Source organism: Paraburkholderia sp. CNPSo 3281, assembly GCF_024206515.1.
GTDB classification, from domain to species: Bacteria; Pseudomonadota; Gammaproteobacteria; order Burkholderiales; family Burkholderiaceae; genus Paraburkholderia; species Paraburkholderia nodosa.
The window spans coordinates 1-21,022 of record NZ_JAMBPS010000085.1; the positions used below are offsets into that span (position 1 = coordinate 1).

At 63.1% G+C, this 21,022-nt stretch carries 20 protein-coding genes, 4 pseudogenes and 1 riboswitch; of the genes and pseudogenes, 12 read left to right on the forward strand and 12 right to left on the reverse strand.

The window, feature by feature from the left end; genetic code table 11:
- Positions 1-193: pseudogene (locus M3I56_RS37830) on the reverse strand (IS256 family transposase); the annotation flags it as partial.
- A gap of 310 nt (positions 194-503) precedes the next feature.
- Positions 504-1,877 (reverse strand): replication initiation protein, encoded by a 1,374-nt coding sequence (locus M3I56_RS37835; protein WP_051482009.1) that lies wholly within the window; start codon positions 1,875-1,877, stop codon positions 504-506.
- Between the two features lie 2,241 nt (positions 1,878-4,118).
- On the opposite strand from M3I56_RS37835, the gene M3I56_RS37845 reads away from it, so the two are divergent.
- Positions 4,119-4,694, forward strand: a complete 576-nt coding sequence (locus M3I56_RS37845) for an ATP-binding protein (RefSeq protein WP_254358315.1) — start codon at positions 4,119-4,121, stop codon at positions 4,692-4,694.
- A gap of 102 nt (positions 4,695-4,796) precedes the next feature.
- On the forward strand, positions 4,797-5,447 hold the full coding sequence (locus M3I56_RS37850) for a winged helix-turn-helix domain-containing protein (RefSeq protein WP_254358316.1): 651 nt from the start codon (positions 4,797-4,799) through the stop codon (positions 5,445-5,447).
- Between the two features lie 138 nt (positions 5,448-5,585).
- On the opposite strand, the gene M3I56_RS37855 is transcribed toward M3I56_RS37850, so the two are convergent.
- The 5 genes and pseudogenes from M3I56_RS37855 to M3I56_RS37875 form a co-directional block, all read right to left on the reverse strand.
- A complete protein-coding gene (locus M3I56_RS37855; RefSeq protein ID WP_254358317.1) occupies positions 5,586-5,870 on the reverse strand; it encodes a DUF4148 domain-containing protein in 285 nt (94 codons plus the stop codon).
- 250 nt (positions 5,871-6,120) lie between these two features.
- A pseudogene (locus M3I56_RS37860) lies at positions 6,121-6,342 on the reverse strand (LysR family transcriptional regulator); the annotation flags it as partial.
- Entirely contained in the window at positions 6,339-6,857 is a 519-nt protein-coding gene (locus tag M3I56_RS41460; protein WP_309249215.1) for a hypothetical protein, read from the reverse strand. The gene M3I56_RS41460 and the pseudogene M3I56_RS37860, both read right to left, overlap by 4 nt.
- A gap of 54 nt (positions 6,858-6,911) precedes the next feature.
- Positions 6,912-8,351 carry an MFS transporter gene (locus tag M3I56_RS37870; RefSeq protein ID WP_254358318.1) on the reverse strand — a complete coding sequence of 480 codons (1,440 nt, stop codon included), beginning with the start codon at positions 8,349-8,351 and terminating at the stop codon, positions 6,912-6,914.
- Between the two features lie 44 nt (positions 8,352-8,395).
- Positions 8,396-8,998 carry a TetR/AcrR family transcriptional regulator gene (locus tag M3I56_RS37875; protein ID WP_254358319.1) on the reverse strand — a complete coding sequence of 201 codons (603 nt, stop codon included), beginning with the start codon at positions 8,996-8,998 and terminating at the stop codon, positions 8,396-8,398.
- 164 nt (positions 8,999-9,162) lie between these two features.
- On the opposite strand from M3I56_RS37875, the gene M3I56_RS37880 reads away from it, so the two are divergent.
- Entirely contained in the window at positions 9,163-10,254 is a 1,092-nt protein-coding gene (locus M3I56_RS37880; protein WP_254358320.1) for an HPP family protein, read from the forward strand.
- A gap of 18 nt (positions 10,255-10,272) precedes the next feature.
- Here M3I56_RS37880 and M3I56_RS37885 read toward each other — a convergent pair whose 3' ends face one another.
- The 3 genes from M3I56_RS37885 to M3I56_RS41465 all read right to left on the reverse strand — a co-directional run bounded on the left by M3I56_RS37885 (position 10,273) and on the right by M3I56_RS41465 (position 12,631).
- Positions 10,273-11,271 (reverse strand): sodium:calcium antiporter, encoded by a 999-nt coding sequence (locus tag M3I56_RS37885; RefSeq protein WP_254358321.1) that lies wholly within the window; start codon positions 11,269-11,271, stop codon positions 10,273-10,275.
- Positions 11,272-11,448: 177 nt separating this feature from the next.
- Positions 11,449-11,552: riboswitch (yybP-ykoY riboswitch) on the reverse strand.
- 72 nt (positions 11,553-11,624) lie between these two features.
- A complete protein-coding gene (locus tag M3I56_RS37890) occupies positions 11,625-12,371 on the reverse strand; it encodes a porin (protein WP_309249216.1) in 747 nt (248 codons plus the stop codon).
- Positions 12,281-12,631: a porin gene (locus M3I56_RS41465; protein ID WP_309249217.1), complete on the reverse strand. Its 351-nt coding sequence runs from the start codon at positions 12,629-12,631 to the stop codon at positions 12,281-12,283. The genes M3I56_RS37890 and M3I56_RS41465 overlap by 91 nt, the downstream gene beginning before the upstream one ends.
- On the opposite strand from M3I56_RS41465, the gene M3I56_RS37895 reads away from it, so the two are divergent.
- The 7 genes and pseudogenes from M3I56_RS37895 (at position 12,552) to ugpB (ending at position 17,781) form a co-directional block, all read left to right on the forward strand.
- Positions 12,552-12,755 carry a hypothetical protein gene (locus tag M3I56_RS37895; RefSeq protein WP_254358329.1) on the forward strand — a complete coding sequence of 68 codons (204 nt, stop codon included), beginning with the start codon at positions 12,552-12,554 and terminating at the stop codon, positions 12,753-12,755. The two genes, M3I56_RS41465 and M3I56_RS37895, sit on opposite strands and share 80 nt — an antisense overlap.
- A gap of 299 nt (positions 12,756-13,054) precedes the next feature.
- Entirely contained in the window at positions 13,055-13,285 is a 231-nt protein-coding gene (locus M3I56_RS37900; protein WP_028208354.1) for a DUF4148 domain-containing protein, read from the forward strand.
- A 366-nt stretch (positions 13,286-13,651) separates the two neighbouring features.
- Positions 13,652-14,122: pseudogene (locus M3I56_RS37905) on the forward strand (class I SAM-dependent methyltransferase); the annotation flags it as partial.
- 233 nt (positions 14,123-14,355) lie between these two features.
- Positions 14,356-15,069, forward strand: coding sequence for a type VI secretion system baseplate subunit TssF (locus tag M3I56_RS37910; protein ID WP_254358322.1), 714 nt, complete (start codon positions 14,356-14,358; stop codon positions 15,067-15,069).
- Between the two features lie 23 nt (positions 15,070-15,092).
- On the forward strand, positions 15,093-15,584 hold the full coding sequence (gene tssJ, locus M3I56_RS37915) for a type VI secretion system lipoprotein TssJ (protein ID WP_254358323.1): 492 nt from the start codon (positions 15,093-15,095) through the stop codon (positions 15,582-15,584).
- A gap of 77 nt (positions 15,585-15,661) precedes the next feature.
- The gene (locus M3I56_RS37920) at positions 15,662-15,949 is read left to right on the forward strand and encodes a PAAR domain-containing protein (RefSeq protein WP_254358324.1); all 288 of its coding nucleotides are present in this window, start codon (positions 15,662-15,664) and stop codon (positions 15,947-15,949) included.
- A gap of 485 nt (positions 15,950-16,434) precedes the next feature.
- On the forward strand, positions 16,435-17,781 hold the full coding sequence (ugpB, locus tag M3I56_RS37925; protein ID WP_254358325.1) for a sn-glycerol-3-phosphate ABC transporter substrate-binding protein UgpB: 1,347 nt from the start codon (positions 16,435-16,437) through the stop codon (positions 17,779-17,781).
- A 117-nt stretch (positions 17,782-17,898) separates the two neighbouring features.
- Here ugpB and M3I56_RS37930 read toward each other — a convergent pair whose 3' ends face one another.
- Both M3I56_RS37930 and M3I56_RS37935 read right to left on the reverse strand, forming a co-directional pair.
- On the reverse strand, positions 17,899-19,746 hold the full coding sequence (locus M3I56_RS37930; protein WP_254358326.1) for an acyl-CoA dehydrogenase: 1,848 nt from the start codon (positions 19,744-19,746) through the stop codon (positions 17,899-17,901).
- Positions 19,747-19,842: 96 nt separating this feature from the next.
- Entirely contained in the window at positions 19,843-20,142 is a 300-nt protein-coding gene (locus M3I56_RS37935; RefSeq protein WP_254358327.1) for an AraC family transcriptional regulator, read from the reverse strand.
- On the opposite strand from M3I56_RS37935, the gene M3I56_RS37940 reads away from it, so the two are divergent.
- Positions 20,141-20,449, forward strand: a complete 309-nt coding sequence (locus M3I56_RS37940; RefSeq protein ID WP_254358328.1) for a DUF2345 domain-containing protein — start codon at positions 20,141-20,143, stop codon at positions 20,447-20,449. The two genes, M3I56_RS37935 and M3I56_RS37940, sit on opposite strands and share 2 nt — an antisense overlap.
- A gap of 60 nt (positions 20,450-20,509) precedes the next feature.
- Positions 20,510-21,022, forward strand: a pseudogene (locus M3I56_RS37945) (hypothetical protein); the annotation flags it as partial.

A 21,022-nucleotide genomic window follows, 5' to 3' on the forward strand; every position in this document is an offset into this window, starting at 1 on the left:
CGGCCGGATAGCCCAGATGGTGTCCGAGTTCGGCGCCCAGCGCCCGCTCGATCAGCGCCTTCTTGAACGCCGCTGAGGCGGCATGCACCGCTTCGGCCGTCATCGGCCCCTTCACGAACTGGTCGATCAGTTCCTTCGGAATGGACGGCAACGCCGTCAGGGCCTCGGCGGACGTCTTGGGTTTGCGTGGCATACATGCTCCTTGAGCTACATGTTATGCCTTACACACAAAATTTATGACAGGCCCCAAGCGGCATCAGCAGTCGCAGCAAGCCGAGACAAAGCACAAACATCACTCCGCAGCACTCAGGCAGTCGAACCCTGGCGCACCACGAAACAAACCAGCTCCTCTAACGCGCAGAAACTCCGAAATATATATTTAGCTCCGATTTCTACGTTGTCATATTTAGCCAATTATTCTTGCTCGCGACCCGCGTGTACTCACAGCGAATCGCGCAAAAAAAACGGCGGCCAAAGCCGCCGTCCTGTTTCTTCGATAACCTTCACTCGTCCCGCGCTTTCAACGCAAAATCGATTTCCGCCGCCTGCAGGCCTTCGCCCCCAGCCGGCGCCTGTTGTCCGCTCAGCAGGAATTCAAGCAGGTCGGCAGCCGTCGGTTGGCCCCAGGTGTCCAGCACCACCCAACGGAAGAAGTTCGTCGATGCCATCTTGCTTGGCACCTTCGCCGTCGACACCTTGAGCTTGTCCATGCCGACCGTCTCGTTGTAGCGCTTGATCAGCGCAGTCTGGTCGTCGTACTCGAGCTCATTGAAGTAGGCGCGCGCCTCGTTGATCTTCGCGGCGATATAGCGGTCCTTCACCTGATCCTGACTTTCGCGCGCGCGGCCAGCGTCTGCGGCGGGCGCGGCGGCATTCGCACCGGGTAACTCGTAGCCCTCCGTCAGCGCCTTGCGGAAATACGCCGCAACGTTGGCGAGCGGCGCTGCGTTTTTCTGGGCCACCCGCGCTGCGGTATAGGCCACCGCCGTGCGAATCTTCTCCTCGCCGTACTGCTTGAGCAGGCGCCGCGCCTCGGAAACCGGGATGCTGAACTTCGACATCTCGCCGATCAGCAGCGTTTCGTTTGCACGCAGTTCCTGGGACGGATCGGTCTCCGGCTTGCGGGTCACACGGAACTGCAGGGCGACGACCGAGCGTCCCACCTTGTGCTCGATGAGCTCGAACATATGATCCGAAATCTCGTTGACTTCCTTGATGCAGGGCACCAGTACACGGCTCTTGAACTGCTTGTAGAGCTTGTACGATTGCGCCGAAGTATCCTGCCCAAGGATCAGATCGCGCAGCGTCGCGAGCGGAAAGCGCGCCGTCACACCCACGGCCTCGTAACGAACGACGTTCTCCCACAGCGCGAGCGAATGCGCCTTCCTGAATTGACGCGTGATGCGCATGTCGATCATCGCGTAGATTTCAGGATTAAGCAGTTCGCCGCGAATCTGCTCGGAGAAGGTGTAGCGCAATACCGATCGCTCGAGTTCGGCGCCGGCAAGCAAACCGGACGCCTTCCAGATGCTGCGCTTGTCCTGCGTGAGGTAGTCCCAGTTGACGACCGTGCTGATCAGCGAGTTGATCGTTTCCTTGACGTACTCGGTGTTGTTACTGTTCAGATCGACGTCCTGGGAGAGGGCGGAGATCGTGATCTCGAACGACGAGCGGCCGCGGTCGAGGGAATCCTGGCGAATGGCGTTCTTGATCAGCGAGCTGAACATCTTGCGCTGCTGCAGGCTGATCGATCCGGACTTCGGTGCGATATGAATCGCCGGAACGGCCTTGCGGAACAGATCAGGCGGCTGGCCTTGCTGGAATACGAGTGCACCTTGTTTGTCGGCGTCGCCGGCTTCGGCCTTTTTTCTTGCCATATGACCCACGTTGAAAGGGAACCTGTTCGGTTGGTAACTGTATACCAGCCGAACAGGTGACTCAAGGCCGCAAACGCAATCGTGACGCGGCACGACACCCAAGGGCGCAGAGCATTGACAGCCGGAGATTCTCTGCCCTGGTGGCCACCGGGAACCCCTCTGGGCCACGCAGAGCGGACCCCGCACATGAACCCATAGCTGGTGACCTTTGTATCGCCGTGCCCCGAAAATCTTCCCATAGCCAGCGACCTTTAGGCAGAATGTGAGTACTCACTCTGCGAATTTAGCCTCGATAGGTAGCCGTCCATGGGATCTTTCGCGTGGCTATCCGGGTTGTCGCCCGGATCTGGTCGCCCATGCCTCGGCACGCTCATTACGCCCATAAATGGTGACCAGAACTGGCTCCCACAAATGGCTACCCATACGGAGGCAAAATAGGGCGCCGAAGGTCTGCGAATCAGCCCTAGCTCCCATAACAGGTGACCCATACCGGATCCCATAGGCTGTTACCTTTGTCCAGCTAGCTTCTCCGCATGCAAGGATTCATGCGGGGGAGCCGATTCGGTGCTCGCTGACGCCGGAATTCGTCTCCCGACAAGCCACCATATCGGGTTACCCAAGCAGATTCCCAAATACGGTTACCTGAATTCACGCACGCAGGCCTCTTGAACGCCGTCAGGAAAGGCATCCCATCCCATAAGCGGCGACCTACGCTGACTCCCATAAATGGAGACCTGAAGGCAAAACCGCTCCTTTTCCCATAATGGGCAACCTTCTCCCCATATCCACAACCCGTAAACCCCATGCCCGGCTACCGAAGTCCCATATCCACAACCCGAAACTCCCATACCCGGGACCGCAAATCCCATAACGCGCCACCAAATCGGCCGCAAACCCTTGCCTGATAAGGGTTTGCGGCGCCTAAAGGTTTACTAAAGTTGTTAAAGCGTAAAAGGTAAACACTGAAACACGCGTTCGATGAGAAAGACGTCTCCCAAAACCGGGGACCTTATCGCATGTGAGTGGTCACCAACCTCCGTGGCCCCATTCCTGGTTACCTAGCCCGTCTACCAACGCTTTGCGGGCACCATAGATCATGACCTAAGCCCCCTCTTCTTGAGAATCGACATTTAGATACCGAACCAGGTCATTGATTTACTGGGAAAAACACCCGGAAGGTCTCCGGCTATGGTGTTGGTCTTCGTCTAAAGGTAACTTTCTATGGGATCGGCTGCATCACGACGAAACCCATTGGAACGCGACCGCAAAGCGCTCAGCCTGCCCTGGGCACCCGCTCAATCCAGGTCACGGAGACGCGCGACCTGGAGAACGCCCATGTGGACCAACCGTTCTTCCCATTTCCGGTTACCCAACTCAGGTCACCAAATATGGGACCCGCTGAAGGTCCACCTTGGCCACGACCCAAAGCGATCGCGAAAGCCTGGCGGCAGCGGGACAAGGTGCACTGCACAAAGTCCATTGGTGACCTACGGGCCGCCGAGCGCGCCCCGATCTCAGTCCGAATTCGCGGGAAAGGTCACCGCGGCCGCGGTGTGCTGCGGCAGACAATCACTGCGATATACGTCCGCGAGACGCTGCTGGGCGGCTTTTGTCGTCCGGGTTCGGTTCGTAGCCCACCGCCTCGAGTTCCGTGACTTCCCGTATCAGATCGGCATGCGTGACCTCGCGGGCCGGTTTGACGAACGGTTACCTGTGACATTCCTGCTGCGTCAGATGCGGCGCGGCGACCGCGCTTACGCTCACCGCTCCCACAAACGGCACCCATACGAACTTCAGCCATGACTTCATGATGCATCCTCCTTTTGATGAACCCGCAACGAAATGACAAAGCGCGAACGCGCGAAAAAGCGGATTCGAGGATAAGGAGGTGCCGACGCTGGAACCGGCTCAGCCGAATGAAAGAAGGTTCATCTGCCCCGCGCGCGCTCGAGACGAGACCTCGTGTCCGCACGAATTGACAAAATGACAGGTGCGCGTCACGCGCCAGTAAGAAGATGACGCGCTCTTCATTGCCGTGATGCCGTTGGGTCGAGGGCGCGCCCCTATGATGGCCAGGCACGAGCGCATCCGCGCTCGTGGGTTCGCCAGTGAGTCGTCGAGCCGACCATTCATTGCCATCGGGGTAGCCATGTCAGTCTGCGAGAAAGCACCGTGCTCACGATGCACGACCGCGCGCGTGCCGGCCTTGCACGACGCCGGGCCCCGCATTCGAGGCGCGCGATGAACCTGCCTGCCTGGGTGGCGCTCGGGCGTGGCCCGTTCGTTCCGGCGTCGTCGCGGGCGGCGCCGGACGTGTGGGACATCGGCCGCGACCACTGGCAGACGACCACGTTCCGCTGGTTCACCGCTTACGCAGCGATCTTTTCGCTCGCGTTCATGGCGCTGCTCGGCGAATGGCGCATCACGGCCGAGCCCGTCGCCGAGATTCACGGCGACCGCGCGCTGCTGTTCGAGGCATTCAACAATCTCATCGACAACGCCATCAAGTTCGCACCGCAAGGCGGCGTGGTGAGCGTGACGCTGTGCTCGACGCCGCTCGGCCCCTTGCTCGAGGTGGCGCATAACGGTCCCGGCATCGCGCCTGGTGAGCGCGCGGCGGTCCTGCAGCGCTTCGATCGCGGCGAGGCTGTGCGTCATATCGCCGGCTCGGGCCTGGGGCTTTGCGTCGTGGCCGCCGTGATGCGCGTCCACGATTTCACGCTGCGCATCGACGACGCACGCGAACTGGCGGGCGAGAAGCCAGGCGGCCCGGGTACGCGCATGAGCGTGGAATGCTGGCCGCGCTCGCTCGCCTGACATCTCCCGTCCAGCAGTCGGGCACTCGCAGTCAAGCGCATACTACTCACCTCCCCGAATCACGCCGAAGGCGCCTGGCTCCAGAAGGCCCTGCTCGAAAACGTGCGTAGCCTGCAGCGCGCGGAAGACCAGCGCGACGGTCTTTTCGTCGCTGGAGAGGAGCCATTCGATGCGGTGATCGTGATGGCGCTAGACGGCGCGCTGCTGCCTGCGCTGCACGGCATCCTTCCCGGGCTCTCCAGGATCACGGCTGGCGCGACGATCATCGCCGTGCTCGGCATCGTAGCGAGCGCTCGAAGGTGCTGCGCGCGGGCGCCGACGCGTGCTTTCGCTACCCGTTCTCGTTCATCGAAATGCACGAGCGCATGCACGCGCTATGGCGCACCACGGCGGCGTGCGGCGGCGGCGTGCAGGGGTGGACAGCCCGCGCCGGCCGCAAGCGGGCCACAGCCCGTCCAGAACGCGCCACAGCTCGATGCGGGTACGCGCGAGATCGTGGAGGGCGCGCACCGCGCGGAACTCACGCGCCGCGAGTACCTGCTCGTCGAATGCCTCATGCGTCAAATCAACTTGCCCGTGCCGCGCGACCAGATGATCCGCTACGCGTGGCCCGAGAAGGACGACATCGACGCCTCGACCGTCAACCTCGTCGTTTCGCGGCTGCGGCGCAGGCTCGCGCGCGAGGGCATCGATGTGCGCATCGACACCATCAACCGCTACGGCTATCAACTGACCTTGCCGACGTTCGACTGATGCGAGCGCTGACGTAACCGTTTGTGGGAACCGGTTACCTATCCGGGCGCGGACGCATGGGTTTGTTAACATCAAAAAGCAAACGGCACGCTGAGAGCGTGCCGTTCACCCGTGCCTGAAAAGCGCCGCCTGTCGTGCTCAGTGCGCGTAGAGCGTGGAGTTCAGGTACGCAAGCTGACCATCCTGCGCCGCCTGCACGAGTTCGTGATACACCTCGGCGCGCGTCTTTTCATGGACCGCCTGCCCATAAGGCGGTACCCATCCGCCGGGCGCAACCGTGGGGGCCGTGTCGTTCGCCGCAATCTGGGTGGCTGCCGCGGGCTGGCTGGCCTGCGTGCCGGCCGTCGGTGCCGGGGTTTGTGCAAAAGCGGACGTGGCGGTGACGACACCGGCAAGCGCAGCGATGATCATGAGAGCCTTCATGTGACTATTCCTCCAGGAGTGAGATCGGCTAGCCGGTCAGCGAATGCGATAAATCGCATCCCGGTGTGAGTAGAATAGTTAGGTCACCCTATCGAACCCGATGCAGCTCCATGAAGAAATGTTTATCGGCGCGAGAGGATTCGGTGAAAATAAAAACCCCGCGCAGAGGCGGGGGTGCGGGTGGCGATCATTGCGGCTGGCGCCGCTTCAGGGGCGTTCAGCCGCCTTGTCGTCATGCAGATCCTGCGTGCTCCAGCCGCCGCCTATAGCCATCCAGATAGAGGCGTCCGGCTTCGGTGAGCGAAAGGCTGCGCGTGGAACGGTTCAGGAGGCGCATGTTCAGATGCGCTTCGAGCATGCCGACGCTGCGCGTGACGGCCGCGGCCGACATGCTGAGTTGCTTGCCGGCAAGGTTGAAGCTGCTCAGATCGACGACGCGCGTAAAGACACGCATGGCTTGGAGCTGGTTCATGGGAGTCCTGGGCAGACGCCCCGCCACGAGGGCGAGCGCGGGCATCGACGCCGCGCATGGCGGCGACGTTTCATCCACGCTACGTGCGTGGTCAGACGGGAAGAATGAGTGGGCCGGCAGCGGGCCTGATTGGGCAGCGCCTGCGCATAGGCATGCGCGTCGCGCTGCGCGGCGGCTTCGTGCACCGAGAGTGCGGCCTTGAGCCGATGCATGCTTTCGGTGGGAATGGCGAAACTCGCCCAGCCGAGGCCGGTATGGCGCAGGAACACCACGGTGCCGTCGAACAGCGGGTTGCGTTCCGTGTACCAGCACGGATCGAACTCGAGCACGTATTGATGCGAGCGCAAAGGCTGCTCGGGTACGGCTGGCTGCATGAGCGCGCGCAGCTTGCTGAGTTCTTCGATCAGACCATCCACATCGGGCGCGTCGAGCAGGGCGGCTTGACCGCCTACCTTCACGCACACCGCGTGCTGGCCGTATTCGTTGACGAGTTCGATCGACATCGGCTTTTGCATACGCGGTCCGACGCATGGCCATCGTTTCATGCAGCGCGGTGGGTGCACCTATTCTCATACGTGCTGTTTGCGCAATTGCGGCACGTGACTATTGCGCCCGCCGGCGAGAAACGCGGCAACGAAAAGCAGAATGCCAATAATCGCAACGGTCGTTGCAAACGCGCATGCCACTTGAGCGCTGCTTGCATCCAACCCTGCAAGCGCGAAAAACAAACCACCGAGCAGCGCCACGGCAAGCGCGGCACTCACCTGCAAAACCGAGCTGACGAGCCCGGCGGCAAGACCGGACCAGCGTCGATCGACACATTCGACGTTGCGCCTGACGAGTGCGGGCAGGGCCACGCCCTGGCCGAAGCCGATCAGAAAGAGCGACGCGCTCAGCGCGTGCAGATGTTCGTCGTGAACAAGCATGGCAGTCCAAAGTAATCCGGAACCTTCGATTGCCATGCCGGCCGCCGCCGCACGATGCCCGAACTGGCGCGCGATCAGCGGATTGAGCAGCGGTCCGATCAGAAAGCCGACGCCCAGGGGCAGAATACGCAATCCGACTTCGAGCGGCGCGAGCCCGAGCGCACGCTGCACGTAGATCGCGAACATCATGAAGAACGGTGCGAGCGAATAGAAGAAGAGCGTGGCAACGAGCCCGCGCACGAGACCAGGGGCGGCGAAGATCACGGGCGGCACGAGCGCATCACGCCCGGCGTTCGCGACGCGCGCCTCGTAGCGCCAGAAGATCGCGAACAGGGGCGCGGCGGCTATGAGCAACACCCACGTCCAGACCGGCCAGCCGCGCTCGCGACCTTCGATCAGCGGCACGACGAGCGCAGCCAGCGCGACGGCGAGCAGGACCATGCCGCCGGGATCGAGCTTCGCGGGGTGGTCCGAGCGGCTTTCACGCACGAGCCAGTACGCCGCGGGCGCGGCCGCCATTACAACAGGCAGGTTGATGAGAAAAATGCTGCGCCAGCCCAGTCCGAATACGTTGGCCGAAACGAGCACGCCGCCGAGCGCCTGGCCGGCGACCGCCGCGATCCCATAAGCCGTGCCAAAAAGGCTGAGCGCAAGCCCCTTCTGATGCGCCGGAAAGAGCGCGTGGATCGACGCCAGCGCCTGGGGCGCCATGATGGCCGCGGCACCGCCCTGGAGGATGCGTCCCGTCACTAGCGCAGCGGGTGAACTCGCGAACCCGCAAACGGCCGAGGCTGCCGCGAACGCAAGGATGCCAACGAGAAAGATGCGCCGCCGCCCGTACAGGTCACCGAGCCGGCCACCCGTAATGAGAAAGATCGCGTAGGTCGCCGCATAGGCCGAAATCACCAGCTGTGCGATGGCGGCGCTGGCATGCAGGTCGGCCTGCATGGAGGGTAGCGCTACGTTGACGATGAAGAAGTCGAGCGGCGGCAACAGCGTGCCCATCAGCAGCACGGTCAGGGCCCACCAGGTGCGCGCGCCCGCTCGCGTAGGCGGCAATTCTACTGTCGAAAGGTTCGTCATGCGACCTCCATATGGAACCAGTTAGTTCCCAATTAACCAAAAAACTAGCGGATGGCGCCCAGCGCGATTTCAGCAATTGCATCTATCGCGTCCTCGCCGGCGTCGGTCTTGCCTAGCACGCGCATGCCTTCGATCGTGCAGAGCAGGAAGCGCGCGAGATCGTCGGCATTCTGGTCGGCGGCCAGTTCGCCCGCTTCCTGGCCACGCCGGATCGCGCCGGCGAGAAGCGCCTGCATGCGCGTGAACATGTCCGTCACGCGGGCTTTCACTTCGGCGTCGAAGGGCAGGCACTCGGTGGCGGCGGCCGTCACCGGGCAGCCCGCAAGCCCTTCGAGGCCGGCGGAAAGGCGCACGTAATGACGCAGCGCCTCGCGCAGCGCGGTGCGCGCCGAGGCGTGCCGCAGGTTGCGCGTGAGCCGCGCGATACCGCGCTCGGTATAGAAGTCGAGTGCCGCGAGAAAGAGCTGGTGCTTGTCGCCGAACGCCTTATAGAGGCTGCCGCGCGAGAGCTGCGTCCCTTCGATCAGGTCAGGCAGCGACGTTGCGGCATAGCCGCGCGCGCGAAATACCTCCAGCGCGTTCTGCACGACTTCCTGCTGGTCGAATTCGCGTGGACGGCCGGGGCCAGAACGGGTATCGGATTTCATATCGTAATTCTAGACCAAACGATTCCAAATTGCCGGGAAAAATGCGCGCGATGAGTCCAAACATGCATACAGGATGAATTATAGGTACGCACAGAAATATCAATTGTTGATATTTGACGCGCGTCGGTAATCTGGCCGACATACCGACCAGCAAGCCCCTGGATATGTCCCGCACCGCGATCATCGAATGGTTGACGAGTTTCGTACCCAACCCGGCCGCGCCGCAATGGCAGGAGCGGGGGCGGCGTTGCGGCGGTGCGCTGATCGGCATCGCCTTCACGGGACTCGCCACTCACTTGATGTTCGGTGCCGCGGGCGATATCCCGCTGCTCGTGGCGCCCATGGGCGCTTCTGCTGTGCTGCTGTTCGGCGCGTCGGATAGCCCGCTTGCGCAGCCGTGGTCGATTCTCGGCGGCAACCTCGTCTCCGCGCTGGTGGGCGTGGCGTGCGCGCGATGGATCGCGTCGCCGGTCGCGGCGGCTTCGGTGGCGGTGGCGCTCGCGATCTGCGCGATGTTTCTGTGCCGCTGCGTGCATCCGCCTTCAGGCGCAGTCGCGCTGACCGCCGTGCTCGGCGGTCCCGCTGTTCATGCGCTCGGCTATCAGTTTGTGCTCGCGCCGATCGCGTTCCAGTCCGTTGCGTTGCTCAGTGCGGCGCTCGCCTTCCACGCGCTGACCGGGCACCGCTATCCGCGCGCAGCGTTTCGTCCCACACCGGAAGCCGCTGCCGCGCCGCTTGCCGCCCTGTCGCAACATCTACTGGAGCCGTTGGATTTTTCGCAAAAGTCGTTCGAACAACTAACTTGCGGGGAAATCATGTCGATTGGCTGTCCCGCGGTGCCCGCGACAATGGGCGCGCGGGCGGCGCATGAAATGTTCCGCCGCCACGGTGCTTCGACGCTGCCCGTGGTCGACGCGATGGACCGCGTGGTCGGCGTCGTCACGCATCACGCGCTCGGCGACCTTGCGCCGGCGGCGGGCCTCAAGCGATTGTGGAACACGCTGCGCCGCGCGCTGCTGCGCGAGTCGGCGCGCGTGGAAGAAACGGTGGAAGCCGTGATGGCAGCCGGCGTGCACGCGGTCCATCGGGCCACGCCGCTCGCGCATCTGGTGCCGATCTTCATCGAGCATGCCTACCACGACATTCCGGTGATGGACGATGCGCGGCGGCTGGTCGGCGTGGTCAAGCATTCGGACATGATCCGCTGGCTCCATCACCACGCAGGCGCCGCGCAGGCCGCCGCAGCGGCAGCCTGAGCCAGGCGCCTGGCCGCGTCACACCACGAACAGCAACGCCGCGAACACCGCATACAGCCAGCCGACATGCGTGAGCTGACGGCTGCGCACCTTCGGCGCGCGAAACGCCCATTGCAGTATCAGGATGGCGACCATCGTCGTCACGGCCGCGAGAATCGCAGGCGTGCCGAGATGCCACGGCGTGAAGAAGAGGCCGAACGCCGTGGGAATGGTGGCCTGAATCATCATCGCGCCGCTGATGTTCGCCAGTGCCAGCCGCTCCTTGCCCTGGCGCACCCAGATGATCGCGTTCATGATCTCGGGCAGTTCGGTGGCGATCGGGCTGAACAACACGGCGGTCAACTGCGGGCTCAGGCCGAGCCATGGCCCCACGGCGCCGATCTGCTGCACGAACAGATGCGAAGCCGCGAAGATCACCGCGAGCGCGCCCAGCGTCTGCAGCACAATCCACACCATGGCCGGATTGTCGTCGTGCGGGCGCAGCTTCAGCGGCTCGAGATCGCCTTCCACCTCGCCGCCATCTTCGGCGGAAAGCTCCTTCCAGCAGTAGAACGCGTAGGCCGCGAGAAACGCGATCCCCAGTAACGGCTTGAGGCTGAACACCACGAGCCCGAGCGCGATCTTCGCGACGAAGATCGCGAGGAACCATAGCTGGTCGCGGCGCAGGCGGCGTGTATTCACGTCGACTGTGGCCGCGCGCTCGCGGCCCACGCGCTTCGCTGTCGCAAGCAACGCGAAGCCCACCACGGCATAGGCGATCGTGCTGAGCGCGAGCGGCCCGCCAATCGCGGCGCCTATGCCAATTTCCTTGTGCGCGGGATCGCCGCCGAATGCGACGGCAACGAGGGTAACCACGCTCTCGGGCAGCGCAGTGCCGAACGCGGCGAGGATCGTGCCGGTGGCGGTTTGCGTGACCTTGAGCTTGTGGCCGAGCCATTCGACGCTATTGACGAAGGTCTCGCAGGACAGGTAGATGATGCCAGCCGCGGCAATGAGCAAGGCGAACGTCAAGATCATGACGAACGCTCCGTGGCGCAAATGAAGAGGAGTTGCGGGGCGAGACGAGTCATTATCTTTGCCGTGATGTGCGAGCCGGGCACCGAAACCATGACGCTTCCCTTCGCCCGGCCCGGGTGAAAGGGAAAACGTCATAGGTCTCGTCAGGCCGCGCAATTGCAGCGATTCGCTGCAATGATCCGCAATACGGCTGCCGGCGCCATGGTGCAGGGGCACCAATTATGTTGACGGCGGCGCAACGCCAAAGCAGGCGTTGCAGACTACTCCCCTAAGACAGGGGGCGATTATAGCCGAAGTTCAAGGCGGCGAGCGATTTCCGGCGCGCTCGCCGCGCTCGCTTCACGCGAAGCGAATCAGAACTTGTGACGCAGCCCGACCATCACTATCGCCTGCTTGTCGTTGGTCGCATCGTTGCCGAAGTCGCCGAACGAGGCGACCGCGTTGACGAGCTCGCCCGTGTCCGCGTCGATCGTCTTGCCCGACGCCTTCTGGTAGCCCGCAAGCGCGTAGATATCGGTGCGCTTCGAGAGGAAGTAGTCGCCGCCCAGGCTGAACTGGTTGTAGCTCGCGTCCACGCCGTTGCCGTGACCCTTCGTGTAGTTGTAGCCGAAGCCCACGAGCGCGACCGGCGTGACCTGATAGTTGATGAAGGCCTGGCCCGTGTTGAACTTCGTGTTGCTGTTCGCGCCGTACGCGCTCTGATAGTTCGCGTACTCGACATTGCTGTACGCGAGGCCCGCCGTCACCGACCCATACGTGTAGTCGCCGGCCACGCGAATGATCTGCAGCGAATTTGCGGAGACGAAGCCGCCCGTAATGGCGGCGGAATCCACGTTGACGTCGGTGTTCGGATTCAGGCCGTCGAACGTCGCGGCCGTGCCGCCGTTGCTGTTGGCCTTGAAATAGCCCGCGCCGAAGCCGAACGGGCCGTGGTTGTACGCGGCCGCCACGGCCCATGTCTGGCCCGCGCCGGTGCTGCCCGGCTGGCCGCCGAACGCGTACATTGCGCTCATCTGCAGGCCACCGAAGTTGGGGCTCGCATACTTGATCGAGTTGCTGGTGCGGTAGCTGTTGTCGTAGTTGTCCATGTCGCCGGGCATGGCGAACGCGGAGCCGAATGCGCCGTCGTTGGTGAGCGGCTGCAGCAGGTCGATGAGCGGATCGTGCCGGACATCATCTGGAACGTACCGCCCGAGCCGTTCTTGCCTTGCTGGTTGCCGAACCAGGCAACCGAGGTGTCGAGCGAGCCGTAGAGCGTCACGCTGCTTTGCGCGTGAGCGATGGAGGCAAACGATGCCAGTGTGAAGGCGGCGGCGAGAGCGGTTCTTTTCATTGAATGGTCTTCGTTGATGAGTGGCATGGGTGAGAGTGAAATCGCGGCGCGCGAAGGCACGCTAAGGCGCGGCTTTGCCGACGGCCCCGAAATTCAGCGGCGATTATGCGTAACGCCCTCCGCGGACGAATTTGAAAAGCGGAAAGACTGAGTTTCAGAATTCGCATGAGCGCGAATGCGCCGCCAGTGCGGCTTCACAAGGCTGCGACCAGCGCTGGCGTTGTTTTTTTGCGGCGCATTTTCGTAATTGATAAGAATCTCTAAATAAATATCGCGACCGACGGCTGCACATCGACGGTTAAACATTTCTTCATTTTCGTGCGGATGTTTGGCGAAAGTCGCACCTCTATCCTCGCCTCACGAGTCGCAACCCGATTCGATGCCGGAACGGGCAACGCTTCCGGCCATGACCGATAGCCCCGGCCCGCGAGGCCGCACAGGAGAAACGAGGTGAGGATATTCAAGAGCGGCGCGTGCGCCGCAATCATGCTGTCGATATCGGCGCTCGCGCATGCCCAGGCGGCGAGCGCACCGCAGGTGAGCGTGCAGCAGCTGGCGAGCGCACAAGTCCCGCAGGCCGACGCGCCAGTCACGCGCGCACAGGTGCGCCACGAACTGGTGCAGGCCGAACGCGACGGGCAGCTCCAGACGCTCGATCGCACGCTGTACGCGCATCACTGACGCGCCGGTGCAGCGTTTCCGTCGCGGCGAACCAGGCCGCGCGCCGTGACGGAACCTCGCATCGCGGCCAGTCAACGTCGGCTCATTCCATCCCATTCATGAAATCACGCATTCTTTCTTATGTGTTGCGCGCCGCGCTGTGCGTTACGGGCGGCGCTGCTTTGTCCGGATGCGCGAACCTGCATCCGCGGCCCAACGGCCCAGGCGATTGCGTCGGGCCGGCCGGCTTCTGCGTGCCGTTCTTCGGTTCATAGTTCGCGAAGCCGGTCTTCTGCAGCCGTGTTCGCGCGCCGCTCCGGGTATCCGGCGGCGCGCATAATACGCGTTCGGGTGACGCAGCCACGATCCACGTCTACCAGGAGACCCATGAGCCGCGAGATCCGCACCGATGCCGAAGTCCTCGCCTCATGGCAGCGTAGCGCGACGCCCTGGATCGCCGCCGTGCGCGGCGGCGAGATCGCGAGCCGCCGGCTCGTGACCGACGCAGCGGTGCTCGACGCCGTGCTCGCGAGCGCGCCGCGCAGCGTGATCGATCTCGGCTGCGGCGAAGGCTGGCTCGCGCTGGCGCTCGCGCGCCGCGGTGTCGCTGTCACGGGCGTGGACGCGGTGCCCGAACTCGTAGAGGCCGCACGCGCGGCGGGGCTCGCGGACTGCCGCCTGCTAACCTACGAGCAGGTCGCGCAGGGCGCATTACCCTGCCGCGCCGATGCGGTGGTGTGCAACTTTTCGCTCATCGGCTCGACCTGCGTCGATGATCTGCTGCGCGCGGTGCCCGCGTTACTGGAGCCGCACGGCACGCTCATCGTGCAGACGCTGCATCCGCTCATGGCATGTAGCGACGAACCTTATGTCGACGGCTGGCGCGCCGGATCGTGGGCCGGATTCAGCCGTGCGTTTCGCGACGCGCCGCCGTGGTACTTTCGTACGCTCGAAAGCTGGATCGCATTGCTCGACGTGAGCGGCCTCGACTTACGCGCGCTGCGCGAGCCACTCGACCCGCGCAGCGGCAAGCCGGCTTCAGCGCGCGGTACGCCTACAAGCCGTTCACGAATTTCCGGCATCGTGGCTGGATGCTGCGCTACGAAAACCCCGAACGTTACTTCCATACCTCGACGCGTTATGGCGTGGTGGGGCGGGAACTGTGGGTCGAGCTGGCGGGACAGCTCTGGTTCGGGGCCGTTCGCCATGCGCAGGACGACGACGAGCGTCCGCAGCCCGATCGCCATATTACGGTGCGCGCGCTTGCGAACAATGGACGCCTGCCACGCCTGGCGCTCACGGAGGCAACGATCACGGAGACGGTCTCGGGCTTCACCGGCATCGCATCGGTGCGCAGCGTGACAGCGCCGAGCCTGCCGCAGTATCCGCCGCGCTACTACGCGAGTTACGACTGGCGCGTGCTTGGCCACTACGCCGCGAGCGGCATGAATGAATTCAACCGCATGTTGACGGGGGATGCCGCGCCGGTCTTGCGCGAGATTCTGGAACTGTACGACTGGACGCCGGACGAGGAGGTCCCCCGGCGCATAGAGGCAATCCGCACGGTGGACTTCTCCAGGGACCAGGTGCTGCAGCGCGGTCTCGTGCTGCTGGTCGCGCGCATCCACGTCGAGCTCGACGTGGGCGGCTTTGACGGGCCGGGTGACGCCGTGTTGTTCGGCGACGTGCTGAACCACTTTCTCGGGCGCTACGCGAGCCTGCAGACTTCCATGCAACTGGTGCTGACCATCGATGGCATGCAGACGGTCTATCCGCGCACCGATTTCAAGGGAGCCGCCTTCTGATGGGAACGTGGATCCAGCGATGTGTGCCCGGCGTTGTTCTCGCGCTGGCGATGAGCGGATGCGGTGTGTGGCAGACGGTGAAGGACGGCACGGTGAATGCCACTCGCGCGGTATTCGAGGCGAAGGTGAAGCAGATGGATCTTGTCGTGACGGCGCGCGGCGCACTGAACCAGGACGCGCGTGCCGTGTCGCTGCCGGTCGTGTTGCGCATCTACCAGCTCACGGACGACAAGCCCTTTGTGACGGCAACGTATGCGCAACTCCTGGACGGCAACGATGCATTGAAAGCGGCAACGCTGTGGAGCCGGGAAGCGACGCCCGGGCCGGGGCAGACGTTGAAGGTATCCGGGCCAATGGACGACGCGGCGAACTACGTGGGCGTGGCGGCGTTCTTTCGTGATACAGGCAACGCCGAGTGGTCCGTTCTGGTGCCGAAATCGCAGTGGAAGAAGACGGATCCGGTGAGGCTGGTGGCAGCGGACCGTACGCTCGGGATCGACTCGGAGCATCGATGAGGCATCTGGGCTTCGGGGCCAGGCTCTCAACTTGCGCCTGCGGAATGAAAGGCCGGGTTTAACCACGGGGAGATGAAATGAGACGATACGATATTCGCGATGGCGATACGACAACGGCGGGTGGTCGCGTCAAGGGAAGTGGGGGCAACGACACGATTGACGACGTGCCCGTCGCCTTCGAGAATGATCCGGTCTGGTGCCCACGTTGCCAGTCGACCGGGCGTATTGTCTGTGTCGGACCGCGTGTGTCTTCACCCGGCCCACAATGGCGGCAACAGGCGCTCAGCGATGATCTGTGCCAGTGCCGCTGCAGTCCATTGCCTCGGCTGATTGCCTCGCAGACGCGCTCCTACTGCGACGTGTGACATGCGTGCCACGTTCGCCTGTGGGACCGCGGAGGTTTGGTGCGGGTTGATGCTGCAGGCCAGCGCCCGGCTGCTCCGTGCATTTTCCCGGATGGGCACCTGCCCGTGGTGCGCAAACCTTGAGTGGTCGAAGAAGCGGATCAAACGTGTGAAATACGATTTTAAAGGGTGAGTGTTTCCCGATCCGATGGGACTCGAGAGAATTGAGAATGGTTGCTATCGTGCGCGGAACACTACGTCGAACACGACGTGGACGTTGTCGCCGCGGCACGAGCCATCACACGGGCGTCCCATTCGCTGTGCTACCCTTGCCCTGCCTTGGGCCGAGGGTGCTGTGCGCGTGTGCGAACGACCGCCGGCGGACGGCCCGATGTATCGAAGCCGAAAAGCGAAGCCGAAGATCGAAGTCCTGAACCAAAGTCCCGAGCCGCGCCTCATCGCGCGCATGCGCCGGGACAACGACCAATAACAGGAAGAAGACCCAGATGAAAAAGCACGAGATACAACGCGCAGGTTCGCGCGGCCGCTTGCGCGCGCTGATCGCCGCCGTGGTGCTGGCGGGCGGCGCGCAAGCCGCGCATGCCGCCACGGAAATCCAGTTCTGGCATGCCATGGAGTCCCAACTCGGCGAGCGCGTGAACGCGATCGCGCAGCAATTCAACGCGTCGCAGAGCGAATACAAGATCGTGCCCGTCTTCAAGGGCACCTACGACCAGACGCTCGCCGCCGGCATCGCGGCCTATCGCAGCGGCGACGCGCCCGCCATCCTGCAGGTGTACGAAGTCGGCACCGCCACGATGATGAACGCGAAAAAGGCTGTGCTGCCCGTGTCCGACGTGATGAAGACCGCCGGCGTGCCGCTCGACGAAAAGGCGTTCGTCCCGACCATCGCGAGCTACTACAGCGACGCGAAGACGGGCCATCTGGTGTCGATGCCGTTCAATAGCTCGACGCCGGTGCTCTACTACAATCGCGACGCCTTCAAGAAGGCCGGCCTGCCCGACGCGCCGCCGAAAACCTGGCCCGAAGTCGCCGAAGCCGCCGCGAAGCTCAAGGCCTCGGGCATGAGCTGCGGTTTTACCACCGGCTGGCAGGGCTGGATCCAGATCGAGAACTACAGCGCGTGGCATGGCGCACCGGTCGCGACGCGCAACAACGGCTTTGACGGGCTCGACGCGCAACTCGAAATCAACAAGCCGCTGCAGGTCGCGCACATCGCCTTCCTGCAGAACATGGCGAAGCAGGGCACCTTCACCTATGTGGGCCGCAAGGACGAAGCCACCGCCAAGTTTTATAGCGGCGACTGCGGCATCATGATGGGTTCGTCGGGCGCGCTGGCGAACGTGCAGCAATATGCGAAGTTCAAGTTCGGCACCGGCATGATGCCGTACGACCCGAGCGTGAAGGGCGCGCCGCAGAACGCCGTCATCGGCGGGGCGAGCCTGTGGGTGCTGGGCGGCAAGAACCCCGAGGTCTACAAGGGCGTGGCGAAATTCCTCGCGTACCTGAGCTCGCCGGCCGTCGCCGCGAAGTGGCATCAGGACACGGGCTATCTGCCGGTGACGAAGGCCGCGTACGAACTCACGCAGCAGCAGGGTTTCTACGCGTCGCATCCGGGCGCCGACACGGCCACGAAGCAGATGCTCAACAAGCCGCCGCTGCTTTGGACCAAGGGCCTGCGCCTTGGCAACATGCCGCAGATCCGCACGATCGTGGACGAGGAACTCGAACAGGTATGGACGGGCGCCAAGACGCCGCAGCAGGCGCTCGACTCGGCCAACTCGCGCGGCAACGACCTGCTCAGGCGTTTCGAGCAGCAGGCGGCGAACTGACGCTCCAACGCTAGTGAACTGATCCGATGCCTCGGGTGAGGCATCGGGCTGCGCCCCAAAAGGCCGACGCCAGTCCGGTCTTTTGGGGCGCTTGGCTTTCGCTCCGTGCCCGCGGCTTTAGAACCACGCGTCCTGCATGTCGAGCGTGGTGCGATCGAGCGAGGCGAGCAGATCGAACTGCGCGCCTGTCTTCGGCAACTCCCATGCGAAGAAGTAGGCGGCGGCCGCGAGCTTGCCGCGATAGAAGGCCGCCTCCTCGCCGTGGGTTATGGCGAGTGCCGCGCGTGCCACGAGCGCCTGTTCGAGCCACACCCAGGCCAGGACCACGTGGCCGAACGCTTCCAGGTACACCGAAGCATTGGCGAGTGTCACCGCCGGGTCGCCTGCTGCCCACAACTGCCGCGTGACTTGCGTGAGCCGCTCGAGTGCGGCTGCGAGCGCGCTGGCGTGGGTGGGTTCGTCTGCCGCGCCCGAAGCGTGTGCGCGTTTGAGCGTGGCCTGTACGCGCGCCACGAAGACCTTGAGCGCCGCACCGTCCTTGATGACGACCTTGCGGCCGAGCAGGTCGAGCCCCTGAATGCCGTGCGTGCCTTCGTGGATCGGATTGAGACGGTTGTCGCGATAGAACTGTTCGACGTTGTACTCGCGCGTGTAGCCATAGCCGCCGTGCACCTGGATGGCGAGATCGTTGGCTGCGAGACACCATTGCGAAGGCCAGCTCTTCGCGATGGGCGTGAGCAGGTCCAGCAGCAGCGAGAGCGGCTCGCGCTCCGCGCCGCCGGCGGCGCGTGCTTCGTCCACCAGTTTGGCGCACCAGAGGTTGAGCGCGAGTGCGCCTTCCACATAGCTCTTTTGCGCGAGCAGCATGCGGCGCACATCGGCGTGCTCCACGAGCCTCACCTGCGGCGAAGCCGGATCCTTTCCCGCCGCGCCCAAAGGACGCCCTTGCGGACGGTTGCGCGCGTAATCGAGCGCATGCAGATAACCGGTATAGCCGAGCATCGTCGCGCCGAGCCCCACGCCAATGCGCGCCTCGTTCATCATGTGGAACATGTACGCGAGCCCGTGATGCAGCTCGCCCACGAGATAGCCGATCGCGCCCGCGCGGCCGCCCGGCGTGTGCCGCGTGCCTTCGCCGAAATTCAGCAGGCAGTTCGTCGTGCCGCGATAGCCCATCTTGTGATTGAGGCCCGCGAGCACGACGTCGTTGCGCTCGCCGCGCGAGCCGTCCTCATTCACGAGGTACTTGGGCACGACGAACAGCGAGATGCCTTTGACACCCGCAATGAGCTTGCCGTCGGGTCCGGGAATCTTGGCGAGCACGAGGTGCACGATATTCTCGGCAAGCTCGTGCTCGCCGCCCGAGATCCACATCTTGTTGCCACGCAGACGATATTGCGCGCCGAGCGGGGAGTCGCATTCGAAGTCGGCGCGCGTGGCGATATCCGAAAGCGACGAGCCCGCTTGCGGCTCGGAAAGGCACATCGTGCCGAAGTAGCGGCCTTCCAGTTCGGGGCGCACGAAGGTATCGATCTGCCTGGCGCTGCCATGCGCGAGCAGCAGGTTCGCGTTGCCGATGGTGAGAAACGGATAGGCGCTCGTGCCGACGTTCGCCCCCTTGAACCACGCGAAGCCCGCCTTCTCGACGACGAGCGGCAACTGCATGCCGCCGTATTCGTAGTCCTGGCCCGCGGCCATCAAGCCTGCGTCGCTGAACGCCTTCAACGCCGTCTTCACTTCGGGGATGATCGTGACCGTTTCGCCGTCGAAGTGCGGCTCGTGCTGATCGTTCTTCTTGTTGTGCGGCGCGAAGAGGTCAGTGGCGATCTTCTCGCAGGTGTCGAGCGCGGCGTCGAAGGTCTCGCGCGAGTGGTCCGCGTAGCGCGGAATGCGCGTGAGGCTTTCGACATCGAGCCATTCGTAGAGCAGGAAGTTCAGATCCCGGCGGGAAAGAATCAGCGACATGGCGGAACGGTCTCGCATCATGAGAGGAGAAGGCGCGTAGCGTACCTAAAATAGAACGATCGTGCTATTGGTAATTTCTCCAGCGTCGCAACGGCCTCACTGCTCGCCGCTGAGGTATCGTTGCGGCGATACGCCCATGACACGCTTGAACATCGTCGAAAACGCCGTGGGGCTGCCGTACCCCAGTTCGTACGCGACGCGCGTGACTGACTCGCCCCGGTTCAGACGGGCAACCGCCTCAATCAGGCACGCTTGCTCGCGCCAGGCAACGAAGCTGGTTCCCAACTGTTCGCGAAAGTCGCCCGATGAAGGAAAACTTATATCAACGCTGCAGCACACAGCGGTGAAGAGACGCGCACTGCCGATGCCGTGATTCCAGTCATAGAGCGACGACATGGCCTTGATTTCCGACAAGAACATGCAAATCAGGAGTGCCAATGGACGTTTCTCTATCGAGGCAAAGGAAGAGCTCCTTCTAGAATGCGGTGGATCGTACGTCCGAGTTTCATCGACTGGTATCGAGGATGGAACGAAAGGCAACCGGACTATCAAATCGACGGCCTTCGGCCGCCAGAAGTTCTCGATTATTCGCGACGACGGCAGCGTTATCCAGGGCAGGACAGATGCATCGGGCAAGACTGGGCTGCAGCACGGGCTGGCTGCTGAAAGCGTACGCCTTCGGATTGAAGATGAATCAGCATGATCCCGACCGAATACATAACGCGGCAAGCGCGCATTTGCTTCACAAAGGGAGATCCTGGACATGGCCACAACTGAACGTATCATTCCCGCGACCATAGCAGAGGATGGATCTGTGCACTACACCTCCGTCATGTCGGCGCCGGACGACAGCACAGCCGTTTGTTATATGGTCCCGAATCGCGTCATTCCCGTGATCTTCGTTCCGGGGGTCATGGGAAGCAACCTTATCGGGATTGAGGGCAGTCCGGTTTGGTTGGCCAATGGAGAGGGAGGGATGGTGTGGGGTTGGATAGGTAGGGGCGCTGAGGTACGAAAGAAAAAACTGGATCCGAATACAACGGACGTCTACAAAGATGGCGATATCCCGTCCGGGACCGCGCAGAGTGAGGTGGAACTGCGCCGTCGAGGCTGGGGGACGGTGGCGAAGATGAGTTATGGAACGTTCCTTCCCTTCCTGGAAAATGCACTGAACGATGCGCATGAGTGCAAGGCAGGTTTCCGGGCGAGCCTTATGAAAAAACTTGTGGCCGATGCACCGGGCGTGAGTGTGCTGTCATACGATGAAGTTGCGCTG

Bases quoted from the DNA above. Each gene is read 5' to 3' on its own strand.
- ugpB (WP_254358325.1), top strand. From the start codon at position 16,435: ATGAAAAAGCACGAGATACAACGCGCAGGTTCGCGCGGCCGCTTGCGC.
- M3I56_RS37940 (WP_254358328.1), top strand. From the start codon at position 20,141: ATGGCCTTGATTTCCGACAAGAACATGCAAATCAGGAGTGCCAATGGA.
- M3I56_RS41465 (WP_309249217.1), bottom strand. From the start codon at position 12,631: ATGCCACTCATCAACGAAGACCATTCAATGAAAAGAACCGCTCTCGCC.
- M3I56_RS37920 (WP_254358324.1), top strand. From the start codon at position 15,662: ATGAGACGATACGATATTCGCGATGGCGATACGACAACGGCGGGTGGT.
- M3I56_RS37895 (WP_254358329.1), top strand. From the start codon at position 12,552: ATGGAGGCAAACGATGCCAGTGTGAAGGCGGCGGCGAGAGCGGTTCTT.
- M3I56_RS37890 (WP_309249216.1), bottom strand. From the start codon at position 12,371: ATGCCCGGCGACATGGACAACTACGACAACAGCTACCGCACCAGCAAC.
- M3I56_RS37930 (WP_254358326.1), bottom strand. From the start codon at position 19,746: ATGTCGCTGATTCTTTCCCGCCGGGATCTGAACTTCCTGCTCTACGAA.
- M3I56_RS37910 (WP_254358322.1), top strand. From the start codon at position 14,356: ATGCTGCGCTACGAAAACCCCGAACGTTACTTCCATACCTCGACGCGT.
- M3I56_RS41460 (WP_309249215.1), bottom strand. From the start codon at position 6,857: ATGCAAAAGCCGATGTCGATCGAACTCGTCAACGAATACGGCCAGCAC.
- M3I56_RS37885 (WP_254358321.1), bottom strand. From the start codon at position 11,271: ATGATCTTGACGTTCGCCTTGCTCATTGCCGCGGCTGGCATCATCTAC.
- M3I56_RS37935 (WP_254358327.1), bottom strand. From the start codon at position 20,142: ATGTCGTCGCTCTATGACTGGAATCACGGCATCGGCAGTGCGCGTCTC.
- M3I56_RS37870 (WP_254358318.1), bottom strand. From the start codon at position 8,351: ATGACGAACCTTTCGACAGTAGAATTGCCGCCTACGCGAGCGGGCGCG.
- M3I56_RS37835 (WP_051482009.1), bottom strand. From the start codon at position 1,877: ATGGCAAGAAAAAAGGCCGAAGCCGGCGACGCCGACAAACAAGGTGCA.
- M3I56_RS37845 (WP_254358315.1), top strand. From the start codon at position 4,119: ATGAACCTGCCTGCCTGGGTGGCGCTCGGGCGTGGCCCGTTCGTTCCG.
- M3I56_RS37880 (WP_254358320.1), top strand. From the start codon at position 9,163: ATGTCCCGCACCGCGATCATCGAATGGTTGACGAGTTTCGTACCCAAC.
- M3I56_RS37855 (WP_254358317.1), bottom strand. From the start codon at position 5,870: ATGAAGGCTCTCATGATCATCGCTGCGCTTGCCGGTGTCGTCACCGCC.
- M3I56_RS37875 (WP_254358319.1), bottom strand. From the start codon at position 8,998: ATGAAATCCGATACCCGTTCTGGCCCCGGCCGTCCACGCGAATTCGAC.